Here is a 13255-nt window from a genome sequence, read left to right as displayed (position 1 = left end):
CCGGCATCCCGGGCGCGAGGGCGGCCATCAGAACGCGACCCCCAGCGAGATATGCGGCCGGAACTGCTGTTCCTGGATGCCGTAGCCGACGTCCAGCTGCAGCGGCCCCACCGGCGTGCGCCAGCGCACGCCGACGCCCACGCCGTTGTAGATCGTCACGCCGCGCAGGTTGTCGGCGGCCGTGCCCAGGTCCCAGAACACCGCCACGCCCCAGTCCGGCTTGAACCAGTACTGGTACTCCAGGCTGCCGGTGCCAAGGTACTTGGCCGGCAGGATGCTGGAGCCGCTGGGCGTGCCGATCGACTGGTAGGTGTAGCCGCGGATCGAATCGGTGCCGCCGGCGCGGAAACGCAGCGTTGCGGGGATCTGGCCGGAACTGTCGCCGGTCAGGTCAGCGCCCAGTTCCAGCCGCGCCACCACCAGGTCACGCGTGCCCACCGGGATGTACTGGCGGATGCGGCCATAGAGGCGCAGGAAGGTGGCATCGCTGAGGAAGCCGCGGGCGGCCACGCCGATCTGGGTATTGATCACGTTGCCGCGGCGCGGGAATACCGGGTTGTCGACATCGCGCCGGGTCCAGGCGAAGGCGGGCACCAATGCCTTGCTGATCTGGGCGGCCTGGCCCTCGGGCACCAGCTTGTCGTAGTAGAAATCGAGCGACGTGGTGACATCGATCTTCTCGCGCGAGCGCGAGCGCTTCAGGCCCGCGCGCAGGCTGGTGGTGTCGGTGTTCTCGATATCGATGGTGCGCTCGTAGCTGCTGTACACGCTGTTGCGGTAGGCGCCGCGGGACGGCGGCATCGCGGCCTCGGCGAACATGTAGGTACGCTTCTGTTCGATCCGCGCCTGCGAGTCGAAGGTCCAGGCGCGGTTGAACAGGTTGTAGTAGGAATAGCGTCCTTCCACCTGGGCGCCGGTGTCGGTGGTAAAGCCGACGCCGCCGTTGAGCCGGTGCACCGGGTATTCGCGCACGCGCACCGAGACCGGCGCGGTGACCACGCCGTCCGGCGCCTTGTCGGCATCCGGCGGCGGTTCCAGGTCGACCTGCACGTTGGAGAAATACGGCTGGTTCTGGACGGCGCGCTGCAATTCCAGCAGCCGTTCCACGCGGTAGGGCTCGCCCTCGTTGAGCGGGTTGACGTTGTAGATGATCTGCTCGGGGTAGCGGCGCGTGCCGGTGACCTTGAGCGGCCCCAGCAGGTAGGACGGACCGCTGGCGTAGTGCGCGGACAGGTCGGCACGCAGCTCGTCCGGCTCCACCCGCGCCTGCGACGCGGCCAGCCGCGCGCCGTAGTAGTTGTGGCTTTGCAGCGTCACCAGCGCGTCTTCCTTGGCCTTGTCCCAGTCCGCCTGGCGGAACGGGTCGCCCACCGGCAGGCCCCACTTGGCCTTCATCTCGGCCACCTGCTCGGGCGAGCGCGTCGCCGCCGGCCCGGTCACCTGGACATCGACATTGCGGATCAGCGTGCGCGCGCCCGGGTCCACCGTGACATGGACCACGCGCCCGTCGCCCTCGCCCTCCACGCGCGTGGTGGTGGCCGGGTCGAAATAGCCTTCGGTCGAGGTGAACTGGCGCACCTGCTCGCCCACGGTCTCGACCATGTAGTTGAACTGGTCCTGCGACAGGTCGGCGCGGTCCTTGTAGCGCGACAGGTCGAGGTGCTCTTCGAGCATCTCCTTGATCGGCTTGGGGGCTTCGACCTCTACCTTGTAGGCGCCATGGGCCGCGGCCGGCAGCAGCAGCATCGCGGCGATCGCATACGCGGCCGCGCGCGCCCGCACCGGGAGCGGGGCGATCGGGGCCGGATGCGCCGCATCCGGCATGTCTGGGCGGCCCCGGCGGGCTGTCGTCCTGGCCAGGTCGATCCTCATCCGTTGTTGTCGCCGGGCGCCTCGGGCACACGGTCAGCAGAGATAGCGGTGTCTTTCGGCATCGCTCTTTGTCCACACATACGAAGTCGGTATTTGACCACACACAGGCCTGCGGCCGGAATCTTCCTACCCCCGGAAGCCGCCGGCGGGCCCAAATACGTCCCCGCGACGGGCCGATACTGTAAAATCCTGCCCCACTGTATCCATTACGCGCCCCAAGCGGCGCATACGGTTTCACCATGGCAATGTACGAATCCGAGATCACCCAGTTCCTGAAGCAGCTCAAGCAAGAGCGCCCGACGCTCGAGGCCGAGCAGCGCGACGGCCGCGCCCTGCTGTGGGACAAGGCGCCGATCGACCTGGAAGAGCGCGCCCGCGCCCAGGCCTCGCGCGTAGCCCAGAAGCCGTACGTCTACTCGCAGGACAACTGATCCCCGCCAGCACGCCCGGTCACCGGCGATGAGCACAGCCGACCAGGACAAGCTGCCGCTACCCGTCGCGGTTGCCGGCGCTGCCGACAACCTTGGCGGACCCGGGGAGCCCGCCGACATGGTCGACGGGATGGCCTTCGCGCGCCTGTACGGCGAGCCGCTGTTCAAGCTGCCGCAGGACCTGTACATCCCGCCCGATGCGCTCGAAATCTTCCTGGAAGCGTTCGAAGGCCCGCTGGACCTGCTGCTGTACCTGATCCGCAAGCAGAACTTCAACGTCCTCGACATCCCGATGTCGCAGGTCACGCGGCAGTACCTGTCGTACATCGAGCAGATCCGCAAGACCAACCTGGAGCTGGCGGCGGAGTATCTGCTGATGGCGGCCATGCTGATCGAGATCAAGTCGCGCATGCTGCTGCCGGTCAAGAAGGCCGATAGCGATGAAGACGCCGAGGACCCGCGCGCCGAGCTGGTGCGCCGCCTGCTGGAATACGAGCAGATGAAGCTGGCCGCGCAGCGGCTGGACACGGTGCCGCAGCTCGGCCGCGACTTCCTGCGCTCGCAGGTCTATATCGAGCAGAGCCTGGCGCCGCGCTTCCCGGAAGTCGAAACCATCGACCTGCAGGCCGCCTGGGCCGATGTGCTCAAGCGCGCCAAGCTGAACCAGCACCACAAGATCTCGCGCGAAGAACTGTCGGTGCGCGAACACATGAGCCAGATCCTGCGCCGGCTGCAGCACGCGCGCTTCATGGAGTTCTCGGAACTGTTCGAGGACGCGGTCCGCTCGGGCAAGGGCGTGCCGGTGGTGGTGGTCAACTTTATCGCCATGCTGGAGCTGTCGCGCGAGTCGCTGGTCGAGATCACCCAGGCCGAGCCGTTCGCGCCAATTTATGTGCGATTGGCGTACAGCCCTTCCTGACCCACCCGACGGGCAGGGTCCGCCCCCGCCCCACTTGATCTACAATCCGCCGACAGCCGAAACGATACGCCCGGAAGGCAGAACGCCCCGAGGCCCGGCAAGTCACGGCGCCGCCCCCCGGAGACCGGCGCCACGGGTCACACCCTCACGACAGCACACCTAGCCAGATGAAAGTCATTTCCTCCATCCAAGAGCTGCGGGACCAGCTGCGCGGCCAGAACCGCGCTGCCTTCGTCCCCACCATGGGCAACCTGCACGAAGGCCACCTGTCGCTGATGCGCCTGGCGCGCCAGCACGGCGACCCGGTAGTGGCGTCGATCTTTGTGAACCGCTTGCAGTTTGGCCCCAACGAGGATTTCGACAAGTACCCGCGCACGCTGCAGGACGATATCGAGAAGCTGCAGAAGGAAGGCGTCTATGTGCTGTTCGCGCCCTCCGAGCGCGACATGTACCCGGTGCCGCAGGAATACCGCGTCGAGCCGCCGCACGACCTGGGCGACATCCTGGAAGGCGAATTCCGCCCCGGCTTCTTCAAGGGCGTGTGCACCGTGGTGATGAAGCTGTTCTCGTGCGCGCAGCCGCGCGTGGCCGTGTTCGGCAAGAAGGACTACCAGCAACTGATGATCGTGCGCCGCATGGTGCAGCAGTTCGCGCTGCCGATCGACATCATCCCGGCCGAGACCATACGCGATGAAGACGGCCTGGCGCTGTCGTCGCGCAACCGCTACCTGAGCCCGGACGAACGCGCCGAGGCGCCGGTGCTGTACCGCACGCTGCATGAGGTGCGCGACACCGTGCTGGGCAGCGACCGCGCCGGCGCCGACCTGCTGGCGGTGGAGGCCAATGCCGTGGCAGCGCTGGCCAAGCGCGGCTGGAAGCCGGACTACGTGTCGATCCGCAAGCAAGCTAACCTGCAGGCGCCGACGCACGACGAGTTTGTCGCCGGCGAGCCGCTGGTGGTGCTGACCGCCGCCAAGCTGGGCGCGACCCGCCTGATCGACAACCTGGAAATCTGAGCCCGGGCGGGGGTTCGCGGGTTCGCAAAAAAAAGCAGGCCGCCGGCCTGCTTTTTTCATGCCCGGCGCATGGCCGCGCGCTGCGCCGTCTTCACGACGTGGCGGCGGTGCCCGCGCCGCCGCTTCCACCAGATCAGCACGCCGGTCAGCGCAAAGGCCAGCGGCGCCAGGCCGAACAGCGTGATGAAGATCCGTCCCGGCAGGCCGAACGCCTCGCCGGTATGCAGCGGGAACAGCCAGTTCAGCAGCGCGTCGCCGGCGGGCGCATCGTGCGGGTCCTTCGCGCCCAGCCGCGTGCCGGCCCAGGCGTCGAGCCAGAGCCGGGTCGCGCCGCTGTCCTTGCGCACCTCGTCCGGCTGGCGCAGCCGCACTTCAAAGGCGTCGCCCGGCTTGCGCGGGAAGCTGATGCGGGTGACCCGAGCGTCGGGATACTGGGACTGCGCCGCCGCCATGATCTGGCCGGCGTCGAGCGGGCGCGCGTCGGGCGCGGGCGGCGCCGAAACATGCTTCGCCGGCGGGGTCACTGTCATCACCCCCGCTACGATCGGCGTCACCCACTTCGGCAGGTTCAGATACCAGCCCGAAAAGGCAATGATGGCCAGCACAGGAGCCGCCAGGATGCCGCCGGCCCGGTGCAGCGAAAAGTTGAAGCGCGACCACGAGCCGCCATGGCTGATCCGGAACGCCTGCGCCCACGCGCGCAGTTTCGTCTTGGGCCACCACACCACCACGCCCACCAGCGTGGTCAGCAGCAGCAGCATGCCCGCCACCCCGATGACGGTCTTGCCGGTCTCGCCGCTGAGCAGGTAGCGGTGCAGGTGGAACAGCGTCGGCAGCAGCAGCCGGCGCGAGACGCCGGGCTCGCCCCACACGCGCTCGCCCTTCACTGCCAGCGTCACCGGATCGACCATCACCTGCCGCGAGCGGCCCTGCACCACGCCCTCCGGCCCCTTGACGGGATACCAGGCGGTGAAGACGCTGTCGTCGTGGGTCGGCAGCATCAGCAGGTTGGGCCTGCCGTACGGCGGCGCGGCCAGGCGCTCGGTCACCGCCTTGACGGTCGCCGGCGTAACGGGGCCGGTAGCGGGCGCCGAGGCGACCAGCAGATCCGGGTTGAGCCAGGCATCGAGCTCATCGCGCCACGCAATGGCCATGCCCGTCAGACCCAGCAGGACAAAAAGCAGGCCGAGAGTCAGCCCGATATAGAGATGCAGCTTGACGAAGACGACGCGCAGGCGGCCGGTGACCATGGCTTGTGTTTGTGAATGTGGAGCGCTGCAGCGTGCGGCGATATGACCCGAAAGTCATATCGCAACAGAATGCAAATGCGAAAGATTCGCAATTCTAACAGGGAGATGTTGCGGGGAGCCGGCACGATCCACGCAATGGCGGATCGCCAGCGTGTGGATCAGCGTTGCAGTGGAGCGAACATTGCTCCCAGGTCGAGATGTGCCGCCAGGGTATCGGCAAGCCGCTCGATCGACGCTTCGCGCAGCGCATCCAGGTCCACTGCCTGCGCGCCATCCAGTCCTGCCCAGCGCAGCAGCGCCTGGCAGCCGGCCGGGTCGTCGAACAGGCCATGGACGTAGGTCGCCAGCACCTGGCCATCGGCCGAGCAGGCGCCGTCGGGACGCATGGTGCCGTCGCCGCGGTCGAGCCACACTGCGGGCCGTTCCAGCCCGGCGCCCGTGGTGACGCCGAGATGGATCTCGTAGCCCCGCACCGGCGCGTCCGCATCCGCCAGCCGCCCGCTGACCTGGCGCAGCTGCTTCTCGGCGGCGAGCGTGGTCTCGTAGTCGAGCCATCCCAGGCCCGCGCTGCTGCCGGCAGGGCCTTCGCGGCCGTCGGGATCATGCACCTGCCGGCCCAGCATCTGCATGCCGCCGCAGATGCCGACCAGCTTGCCGCCGTAGCGCAGGTGCCGCTGCAGCGCCGCCTCCCAGCCGTTGGCGCGCAGGAAGGCCAGGTCGGCGCGCACGTTCTTGCTGCCGGGCAGCACCACCAGGTCGGCGGGCGGGACCGGCATGCCGGGGCCAATGAACCGCAGGTCTACCTGCGGATGGGCGCGCAACGCGTCGAAATCGGTATGGTTGGCGATGCGCGGCAGCACCGGCACGATCACGCGCAGCCGCTGCGCTCCGGCCTTCGCAGCCTGCGTGCCGACGATGGCGTCCTCCGCATCGAGGTGCAGGCCGTGCAGGTATGGCAGCACGCCGAACACCGGCTTGCCGGTACGCGCGGTGAGCCAGTCCAGCCCCGGTTCGAGCAGGCCGATGTCGCCGCGAAAGCGGTTGATGATGAAGCCGGTCACGCGCGCGCGTTCGCTGTCCGACAGGCAATCGAGCGTGCCGACCAGGTGCGCGAACACGCCGCCGCGGTCGATATCGGCGACCAGCACCACCGGGCAGTCGACCCGCTCGGCAAAGCCCATGTTGGCGATATCGCGTTCGCGCAGGTTGATCTCGGCGGGGCTGCCTGCGCCTTCCACCAGCACCACGTCATAGGCCTGCTCCAGCCGCGCGTGCGAGGCCAGCACCGCCTTCATCGCCTCGGGCTTGTAGGCGTGGTAGGCGCGGGCATCGAGGTCGAGCCGCGCGCGGCCGTGGATGATCACCTGCGCGCCGGTGTCGCTGCTGGGCTTGAGCAGCACCGGATTCATGTCGGTATGCGGCGCCAGCCGCGCGGCCTGCGCCTGCAGCGCCTGCGCGCGGCCGATCTCGCCGCCGTCGGCGGTCACCGCGCTGTTCAGCGCCATGTTCTGCGGCTTGAACGGCGCCACGCGCGTGCCGGCGCGCGCCAGCACGCGGCACAGCCCGGCGACCACGGTGCTCTTGCCGGCATCGGAGGTGGTGCCCTGGACCATCAGCGTGCCGCGCAGGGCACCCGGCGGCAAGGAAAGCGGGGAATCGGTATGCATCGGCGGATTATCTCACCGGCCTCCATGCGAGGGCGGGATGCGAGGGTGGGATGCGGCGGCTACAATACGCGGATGGAAACCCCGGCCATCGCCCCTGAATCCGCCACCGCCAGCGCGGCGAAGCCGCTTGCGGCCGGCACGTCCGGCGCGCGGCAGCTGACGCTGGTGCTGGGCGGCGCGCGCTCCGGCAAGAGCCACTACGCCGAACAGCTGGCAAGCGACCACGCCGGCATCACCGGCGGGCCGGTGACGTATATCGCCACCGCGCGCCAGGATCCCGCGCTGGCCGACCAGGAACTCGAAGTCCGCATCGCGCTGCACCGCGCCCGCCGCCCCGCGGACTGGCGCCTGGTGGAAGAGCCGGTGCGGCTGGCCGATGCGCTCTATGCCAACGCGCGCCACGACGGCTGCATCCTGGTGGACTGCATGACGCTGTGGATGAACAACCTGCTCTTCCCCGACGGCCGCAGCTATCCCGATCATGGGGTAATCACACCACCCGATGCCTTCACCGAAGAAATCGAGTCGCTGCTGACCGCGCTGCCCACGCTGCCCGGCCACGTGATCCTGGTCTCCAACGAGATCGGCTTCGGCGTAGTGCCGATGGGCGCGATCACCCGCTTCTACGTCGATGAACTGGGACGCCTGAACCAGAAGCTGGCTGCCGCCGCGGACCGCGTGCGGCTGCTGGTGGCGGGCATCCCGGTCCCGGTCAAGGGCGCCGATCCCGCATGCTGACGCAGGCCTGGCCGGCCTGGCCCGCGTGCGTGGCCGCGGCGCTGGCCGGCGTTCTGCTTGACCAGTGGCTGGGCGAGCCGCGCCGCTTCCACCCGCTGGTGGGCTTTGGCCGCGTCGCTTCGGCCCTCGAACGACGTGGCAACGATCCCGGAGGCCGCGGCGCGCCGTGGCGGCAGCGCGTGGCTGGCCTTGCCTGCTGGTGCGTACTGGTACTGGCGCCGGCGGCGCTCGCATGGTGGCTGGTCGATGCGGCAGCAAGCTGGCACCCGCTCGCGGCCCTGGTGCTGCATGCCATCGCGCTGTACGCCGCGCTCGGCGCGCGCAGCCTGCACCAGCATATCGCCCCGATCGCCAACGCCCTTGCCGCCGCGGACCTGCCCACCGCGCGAACGCTGACCGCGCGCATCGTCTCGCGCGATACCGCCAATGCCGATGCCGAAGCGCTGGCGTGCGCCGCCTGCGAATCGGCGCTGGAGAACGGCAACGATGCCATCTTCGGCGCGCTGTTCTGGTTCCTGCTCGGCGGCGCACCGGCGGTAATCGTGTTCCGGCTGGCCAATACGCTCGATGCGATGTGGGGCTACCGCACGCCGCGGCTGCGATATTTCGGCTGGGCGGCGGCGCGCATCGACGATGCGCTCAACCTCGTCCCCGCGCGGCTGACCGCGCTGTCGTACGCGCTGCTGGGCGCCACCGCGCAGGCGCTGCGCTGCTGGCGCACGCAGGCGCCGGCATGGTCCAGCCCCAATGCCGGCCCGGTAATGGCGGCGGGCGCCGGCGCGGTCGGCGTGCTGCTTGGCGGTCCGGCGCGCTATCACGGCGAGCTGGAACAACGCCCGCCGCTGGGCGCGGGCAGCGCACCCCAGGCGGGGCACGTGCTGGCGTGCCTGCGGCTGGTCCATCGCACCTTGTGGCTGTGGCTGGCGCTTGCGGGCGCCAGCGCGCTGGCCGTACTTGCCATGTCCGCATCGACGTGAGCCCTGCCCTCCCCCCGATCCGCCATGGCGGCAACCTGCTGGCCGCGGTGCACCGCTACGGCCGCGCCGAAGCCGACTGGCTCGACTTGTCCACCGGCATCCATCCCGACGGCTATCCCGTGCCGGCGCTGCCCGCTTCCGCGTGGCAGCGGCTGCCGCAGGACGGGGATGGGCTCGCAGAGCTGGCCGCGCAGGCCTTCGGCGCGCCGCAGGCGTTGCCGGTAGCCGGCTCGCAGGCCGCGATCCGCACGCTGCCAGGCCTGCTGCGGCCGGGGCGCGTCGGGATTGCCGCGCTCGGCTACAGCGAGTACGCACCGGCCTTCGCCGCGGCCGGGCACACGGTGGTGCCGCTGGACGAAGCGGACTTCACCCGCGCGGACCTTGCGGATGCGCTCGACCATCTGGTAGTCGTCAATCCCAACAACCCGACCGCGCGGCTGCTGCCGCCGGCGACGTTGCTGCGCTGGCATGCCGCGCTGGCAGGTCGCGGCGGCACGCTGCTGGTCGATGAAGCCTTTATCGATTGCCTGCCCGCGGCATCGGTCGCCGCGCACAGCGGCGCCGAAGGGCTGGTGGTGCTGCGCTCGATCGGCAAGTTCTATGGTCTTGCCGGTATCCGCTGCGGCTTCGTGCTGGCGCACCAGCCGTTGCTCGATGCGCTGCATGAGCGGCTGGGCCACTGGACCGTCTCGGGGCCGGCGCGCGCCGTCGCCCGCCATGCGCTGGCGGACCGCCAGTGGCAGGAAGCCAACCGAGCGCAGCTGCGCCTGTCCGGCGCGCGGCTCGGCACGCTGCTGGCGCGCCACGGACTGACCGCCGTGGTGCACCCGTTGTTTTGCTGGGTACCGCATGCCGAGGCGCTGGCGCTGCACGAAGCGCTGGCGCGCGATGGCATCTGGACCCGATACTTCGAAGCCGCCGGCGGTTGCCTGCCAGGCCTGCGCCTGGGCCTGCCGCCTGACCGGCCCGAAAGCTGGCAACGGCTCGATGCCGCGCTGGCCGCCCTGGCTGCTGTAATCGCCTGACCCTCACCATGCACGCACTGAAATCCGCCATGGCCATGACGGTGGTCGCTACCGCCCTGCTTGCCGCACCCTCTGCGCAAGCGGCCGTATCGGTGGTCGACGATGCCGGCCAGACCATTACGCTGGCCCAGCCGGCGCGCCGCGTGGTCTCACTGGCACCGCACGTGACCGAGATGATCTTTGCCGCCGGCGGCGGCGACCGCATCGTCGGCACGGTCCACTACAGCGACTACCCGCCGCAGGCGCGCGACATCCCGCGTGTCGGCGACAACAAGGCGCTGGACCTGGAGCGCATCGCCGCGCTCAAGCCGGACCTGATCGTGGTCTGGCGCCATGGCAACGCGCAGAAGCAGACCGACCGCCTGCGCGCGCTCGGCCTGCCGCTGTTCTACAGCGAGCCGCGCAAGCTGGCATCGATCCCGGAAAACCTGGAGAAGCTGGGCACGCTGCTAGGCACGGAAACAACCGCGCGCCGCGCCGCCGACAATTTCCGCCAGCAGGTGGAGACATTGCGCAAGACCTACGCCACGCGGCCCCCGGTGACTGTGTTCTACCAGGTCTGGCAGCAGCCGCTGATGACGCTCAACGGCCAGCACCTGGTCAGCGACATGCTGGCGCTGTGCGGCGGGCGCAACCTGTTCGGGGCCGAGACGCCGCTGGTGCCGACGGTGTCGGTCGAGGCGGTGGTGGCGGGCAATCCGGAAGCCATGCTGACCGCGGGCATGGGCGCCACGCGCTCGGACCAGCCGCTGCCCGACTATGCGATGTGGCAGCGCTGGAAGCAAATCACCGCGGTGGCGCGCAACAACCTGTTCGTGATCGACGGCGACCTGGTCAACCGCGCCGGCCCGCGCGTGGTGCAAGGCATCGAGCAGATCTGCAAGGACCTCGACGTGGCACGCAGCCGGCGCCCGGCACGCTGATCAGCCGCCGCGGTTCCACCATTCGAGCCGCGCTCCATCCGGGCCCAGCCGGAAGCGGCAGCTCGCGCCGAAGCCCAGTGCCCAGTTGACCGTCACCGACAGCGGCACGCCAAGCCAGTGCGCGGCGAGCATGCGCATCGGCCCGGCATGGCCGACCACCCACAGGCAGCGATCGTCCCGCACGTCGAGCGCATCGGCCCAGCCGGCAACGCGCGCCATCGCCTGCGCCGGCGACTCGCCGCCATGCGGGCGCGCATGCAGCAGGTCGGCGGCCCACTGGTCCAGCGCAGCGCGGTCGATCGCGTCCCACGCAACACCTTCCCAATTGCCGAAGCCCAGCTCGCGCAACAGCGGTTCGATGGCGATGGCCGGCACGCCGGCCGGCAAGGTCTGTGCCAGCGCCTGCGCTGTCCCGAGCGCGCGCGCCAGCGGGCTGCTGACGATGCGCGCCGGCGCCGGCAGGCCCGTCGCGATCTGCGCGGCAACCGGCGTCAGCGGCGACACCAGCGGCAGATCGAGGCAGCCGTAGCAGGTGCCCGCAGCCACCTCCGGCTGCGCATGGCGGATCAGGACCAGGTCCATGCCGATGCCACCAGGTAGATCAGGATCTCCGCGCACTGCTGGGCCATGCCGAGGCAGTCGCCGGTATAACCACCGATGCGGCGCACGAAGTAGCGGCCGAGCAGCACGCGCAACACCAGCAGCGCCACGACGGCCGCCGCAAGGAACGACGGCGATACCAGCCACAGCGGCACCAACCCGCACAGCAGCGCGAACCCCAACCCCGCGCCGGCGAGCCGCTGCGCCACCGGCTTGGCCTTGCCTTCCGCACGCACGTACTGCAGCGTGGCCAGGTAGCTGACCGCCATCGCGCGGCTGGCGGCGTGCGCGCCCACCAGCACCGCCGGCAATATCGCCGGCCCGCCCTGCGTGCCGATCGCCACCAGCAGTTGCCACTTGAGCAGCAGCGCCACCGCCAGCGCGATGGCACCGAACGCGCCGATGCGCGAGTCGTGCATGATGCGCAGCACGTCTTCGCGCTGCCATGCGCCGCCGAAGGCATCGACGCAGTCGGCCAGGCCGTCCTCATGGAAAGCGCCGGTCAGCAGCAGCGTGGCCGCCATCCCCAGCAGCACCGCCACGCCGATCGGCCACCACTGCAGCGCGCCCCACGTGACCAGCGCCCCGGCGCCGCCGACCAGCAGGCCTACCAGCGGGAAATAACGCGCTGCGGCATGCAGGTAATGTGGCTCGAATCCGACCCATCGTGCCAGCCGGCCCGGCAGCGGCACACGCGTGAAATAGCCCAGCGCAGTAAAAAAGTAGCGCAATTCACCGCCCATGCCACCGGGACCGGCAGGCGTGGGCGCGGGGTCGGACGGCACGCTCATGCCGAGGCCGTGCTGACGCCGGCGCCGCTGAAGGTCGCCATCTCGTTGAGGAACGCCACAGAGGATGCCAGCAGCGGCCACGCCAGCGCGGCGCCGGTGCCCTCGCCCAGGCGCAGATCCAGCGCCAGCAGCGGCTCGGCGCCAAAGTGGTCCAGCAGCGCGCGGTGGCCGCGTTCGTGCGAGCAATGCGTGAACACGCAGTACTGCAGCACGTTGGGATCGATGCGCTGCGCCACCAGCAGCGCGGCCGAGGCGATAAAGCCGTCGACCAGGATCACCATGCGGCTGGCCGCGGCGGCGAGGAAGGCGCCTGCCATCATCGCGATCTCGAAGCCGCCGAACGTCGCCAGCACATCGAGCGGTGCCTGCGCCTCGGCGTGCAGCGCGAGCGCGCCCTCCAGCACCTCGCGCTTGCGTGCAAGGCCCGCATCGTCGAGCCCCGTGCCGCGGCCGATGCAGTCGGCCAGCGGCAGCCCGGTCAGCCGCTGCATCAGGCAAGCGGCGGCGGAGGTATTGGCAATGCCCATCTCGCCGAAGCCGATCACATTGCAGCCTTGCTGGGCATGCCGCAGCACGCGCGCCATGCCGGCGGTCATCGCCGCCGCGGCCTGTTCCGGCGTCATTGCCGGTTCCTGCGCGAAGTTGCGGGTGCCGTCGGCGATGCGGCAGTTGACCAGCCCGGGTGCCGCCGGCAGCGGCACGCGCACGCCGGCGTCGACGATTTCCAGCGCAATGCCGTGCTGGCGCGAGAACACATTGATCGCCGCGCCGCCGGCGAGGAAATTCCGGACCATCTGCGCGGTGACCTCGGCCGGATAGGCGCTGACGCCCGTGTCGGCGACGCCGTGATCGGCGGCAAAGACGATCACCGTCGGCCGCTGCAGCACCGGCCGCTGCGTGCCAAGGATCAGGCCAAGCTGCAGGGCCAGCGATTCGAGTCGGCCGAGCGCGCCGAGCGGCTTGGTCTTGTCGTCGATGGCGGCCTGCAGCGCGGGCCGCAGCGTGTTGTCGAGGGGAGTGATTTCGGGAAACTGCATGGTGCTGTG

At 69.8% G+C, this 13255-nt stretch carries 13 protein-coding genes; 7 read left to right on the top strand and 6 right to left on the bottom strand.

Features of this window, described 5'->3' with window-relative positions; translation table 11 throughout:
- Positions 1 to 27: 27 nt before the first annotated feature.
- A complete protein-coding gene (locus J8I34_RS00855) occupies positions 28 to 1872 on the bottom strand; it encodes an autotransporter assembly complex protein TamA (RefSeq protein ID WP_371748026.1) in 1845 nt (614 codons plus the stop codon).
- Positions 1873 to 2111: 239 nt separating this feature from the next.
- Between J8I34_RS00855 and J8I34_RS00850 the strand changes: the two genes are divergently transcribed.
- The 3 genes from J8I34_RS00850 (at position 2112) to panC (ending at position 4238) form a co-directional block, all read left to right on the top strand.
- Positions 2112 to 2303 carry a DUF3460 family protein gene (locus J8I34_RS00850; protein WP_029046065.1) on the top strand — a complete coding sequence of 64 codons (192 nt, stop codon included), beginning with the start codon at positions 2112 to 2114 and terminating at the stop codon, positions 2301 to 2303.
- Positions 2304 to 2331: 28 nt separating this feature from the next.
- Positions 2332 to 3222 (top strand): segregation and condensation protein A, encoded by an 891-nt coding sequence (locus tag J8I34_RS00845; RefSeq protein WP_029046064.1) that lies wholly within the window; start codon positions 2332 to 2334, stop codon positions 3220 to 3222.
- Between the two features lie 167 nt (positions 3223 to 3389).
- Positions 3390 to 4238, top strand: coding sequence for a pantoate--beta-alanine ligase (gene panC, locus J8I34_RS00840; protein ID WP_209769547.1), 849 nt, complete (start codon positions 3390 to 3392; stop codon positions 4236 to 4238).
- Between the two features lie 56 nt (positions 4239 to 4294).
- Here the strand turns inward: panC and J8I34_RS00835 are convergent, their stop codons facing one another.
- Positions 4295 to 5488, bottom strand: coding sequence for a PepSY-associated TM helix domain-containing protein (locus J8I34_RS00835; RefSeq protein WP_209805140.1), 1194 nt, complete (start codon positions 5486 to 5488; stop codon positions 4295 to 4297).
- 158 nt (positions 5489 to 5646) lie between these two features.
- Positions 5647 to 7155 (bottom strand): cobyric acid synthase, encoded by a 1509-nt coding sequence (locus J8I34_RS00830; protein ID WP_209769545.1) that lies wholly within the window; start codon positions 7153 to 7155, stop codon positions 5647 to 5649.
- 72 nt (positions 7156 to 7227) lie between these two features.
- Here J8I34_RS00830 and cobU point away from each other — a divergent pair, with 72 nt between their 5' ends.
- Genes cobU through J8I34_RS00810 form a run of 4 tightly spaced genes read left to right on the top strand, consistent with a single transcriptional unit; the run spans position 7228 to position 10818 of the window.
- Positions 7228 to 7893 carry a bifunctional adenosylcobinamide kinase/adenosylcobinamide-phosphate guanylyltransferase gene (gene cobU, locus J8I34_RS00825; protein WP_029046060.1) on the top strand — a complete coding sequence of 222 codons (666 nt, stop codon included), beginning with the start codon at positions 7228 to 7230 and terminating at the stop codon, positions 7891 to 7893.
- Positions 7887 to 8870, top strand: coding sequence for an adenosylcobinamide-phosphate synthase CbiB (gene cbiB, locus J8I34_RS00820; RefSeq protein ID WP_209769543.1), 984 nt, complete (start codon positions 7887 to 7889; stop codon positions 8868 to 8870). Before cobU ends, cbiB begins: the two co-directional genes overlap by 7 nt.
- Positions 8867 to 9895: a threonine-phosphate decarboxylase CobD gene (gene cobD / locus J8I34_RS00815; protein ID WP_209769542.1), complete on the top strand. Its 1029-nt coding sequence runs from the start codon at positions 8867 to 8869 to the stop codon at positions 9893 to 9895. The genes cbiB and cobD overlap by 4 nt, the downstream gene beginning before the upstream one ends.
- Positions 9896 to 9924: 29 nt before the next feature.
- Positions 9925 to 10818, top strand: coding sequence for a cobalamin-binding protein (locus J8I34_RS00810; protein ID WP_209769820.1), 894 nt, complete (start codon positions 9925 to 9927; stop codon positions 10816 to 10818).
- Here the strand turns inward: J8I34_RS00810 and J8I34_RS00805 are convergent, their stop codons facing one another.
- The 3 genes from J8I34_RS00805 to cobT are packed head-to-tail and all read right to left on the bottom strand — an operon-like array spanning position 10819 to position 13246.
- Positions 10819 to 11400, bottom strand: a complete 582-nt coding sequence (locus tag J8I34_RS00805; protein ID WP_209805139.1) for a histidine phosphatase family protein — start codon at positions 11398 to 11400, stop codon at positions 10819 to 10821.
- Positions 11385 to 12209: an adenosylcobinamide-GDP ribazoletransferase gene (locus J8I34_RS00800; RefSeq protein ID WP_245175697.1), complete on the bottom strand. Its 825-nt coding sequence runs from the start codon at positions 12207 to 12209 to the stop codon at positions 11385 to 11387. The genes J8I34_RS00805 and J8I34_RS00800 overlap by 16 nt, the downstream gene beginning before the upstream one ends.
- A complete protein-coding gene (gene cobT, locus J8I34_RS00795; protein WP_209769538.1) occupies positions 12206 to 13246 on the bottom strand; it encodes a nicotinate-nucleotide--dimethylbenzimidazole phosphoribosyltransferase in 1041 nt (346 codons plus the stop codon). The genes J8I34_RS00800 and cobT overlap by 4 nt, the downstream gene beginning before the upstream one ends.
- Between the last annotated feature and the right edge of the window lie 9 nt (positions 13247 to 13255).

This window comes from Cupriavidus phytohabitans (assembly GCF_017815025.1).
Classification (GTDB): Bacteria; Pseudomonadota; Gammaproteobacteria; order Burkholderiales; family Burkholderiaceae; genus Cupriavidus.
This window is presented reverse-complemented; position numbering and strand designations above follow the sequence as displayed.

Excerpts from the sequence above, each read along its gene's own strand:
- J8I34_RS00855 (WP_371748026.1), bottom strand. The coding sequence starts at position 1,872 with ATGAGGATCGACCTGGCCAGGACGACAGCCCGCCGGGGCCGCCCAGAC.
- J8I34_RS00850 (WP_029046065.1), top strand. The coding sequence starts at position 2,112 with ATGGCAATGTACGAATCCGAGATCACCCAGTTCCTGAAGCAGCTCAAG.
- J8I34_RS00845 (WP_029046064.1), top strand. The coding sequence starts at position 2,332 with ATGAGCACAGCCGACCAGGACAAGCTGCCGCTACCCGTCGCGGTTGCC.
- panC (WP_209769547.1), top strand. The coding sequence starts at position 3,390 with ATGAAAGTCATTTCCTCCATCCAAGAGCTGCGGGACCAGCTGCGCGGC.
- J8I34_RS00835 (WP_209805140.1), bottom strand. The coding sequence starts at position 5,488 with ATGGTCACCGGCCGCCTGCGCGTCGTCTTCGTCAAGCTGCATCTCTAT.
- J8I34_RS00830 (WP_209769545.1), bottom strand. The coding sequence starts at position 7,155 with ATGCATACCGATTCCCCGCTTTCCTTGCCGCCGGGTGCCCTGCGCGGC.
- cobU (WP_029046060.1), top strand. The coding sequence starts at position 7,228 with ATGGAAACCCCGGCCATCGCCCCTGAATCCGCCACCGCCAGCGCGGCG.
- cbiB (WP_209769543.1), top strand. The coding sequence starts at position 7,887 with ATGCTGACGCAGGCCTGGCCGGCCTGGCCCGCGTGCGTGGCCGCGGCG.
- J8I34_RS00810 (WP_209769820.1), top strand. The coding sequence starts at position 9,925 with ATGGCCATGACGGTGGTCGCTACCGCCCTGCTTGCCGCACCCTCTGCG.
- J8I34_RS00805 (WP_209805139.1), bottom strand. The coding sequence starts at position 11,400 with ATGGACCTGGTCCTGATCCGCCATGCGCAGCCGGAGGTGGCTGCGGGC.
- J8I34_RS00800 (WP_245175697.1), bottom strand. The coding sequence starts at position 12,209 with ATGAGCGTGCCGTCCGACCCCGCGCCCACGCCTGCCGGTCCCGGTGGC.
- cobT (WP_209769538.1), bottom strand. The coding sequence starts at position 13,246 with ATGCAGTTTCCCGAAATCACTCCCCTCGACAACACGCTGCGGCCCGCG.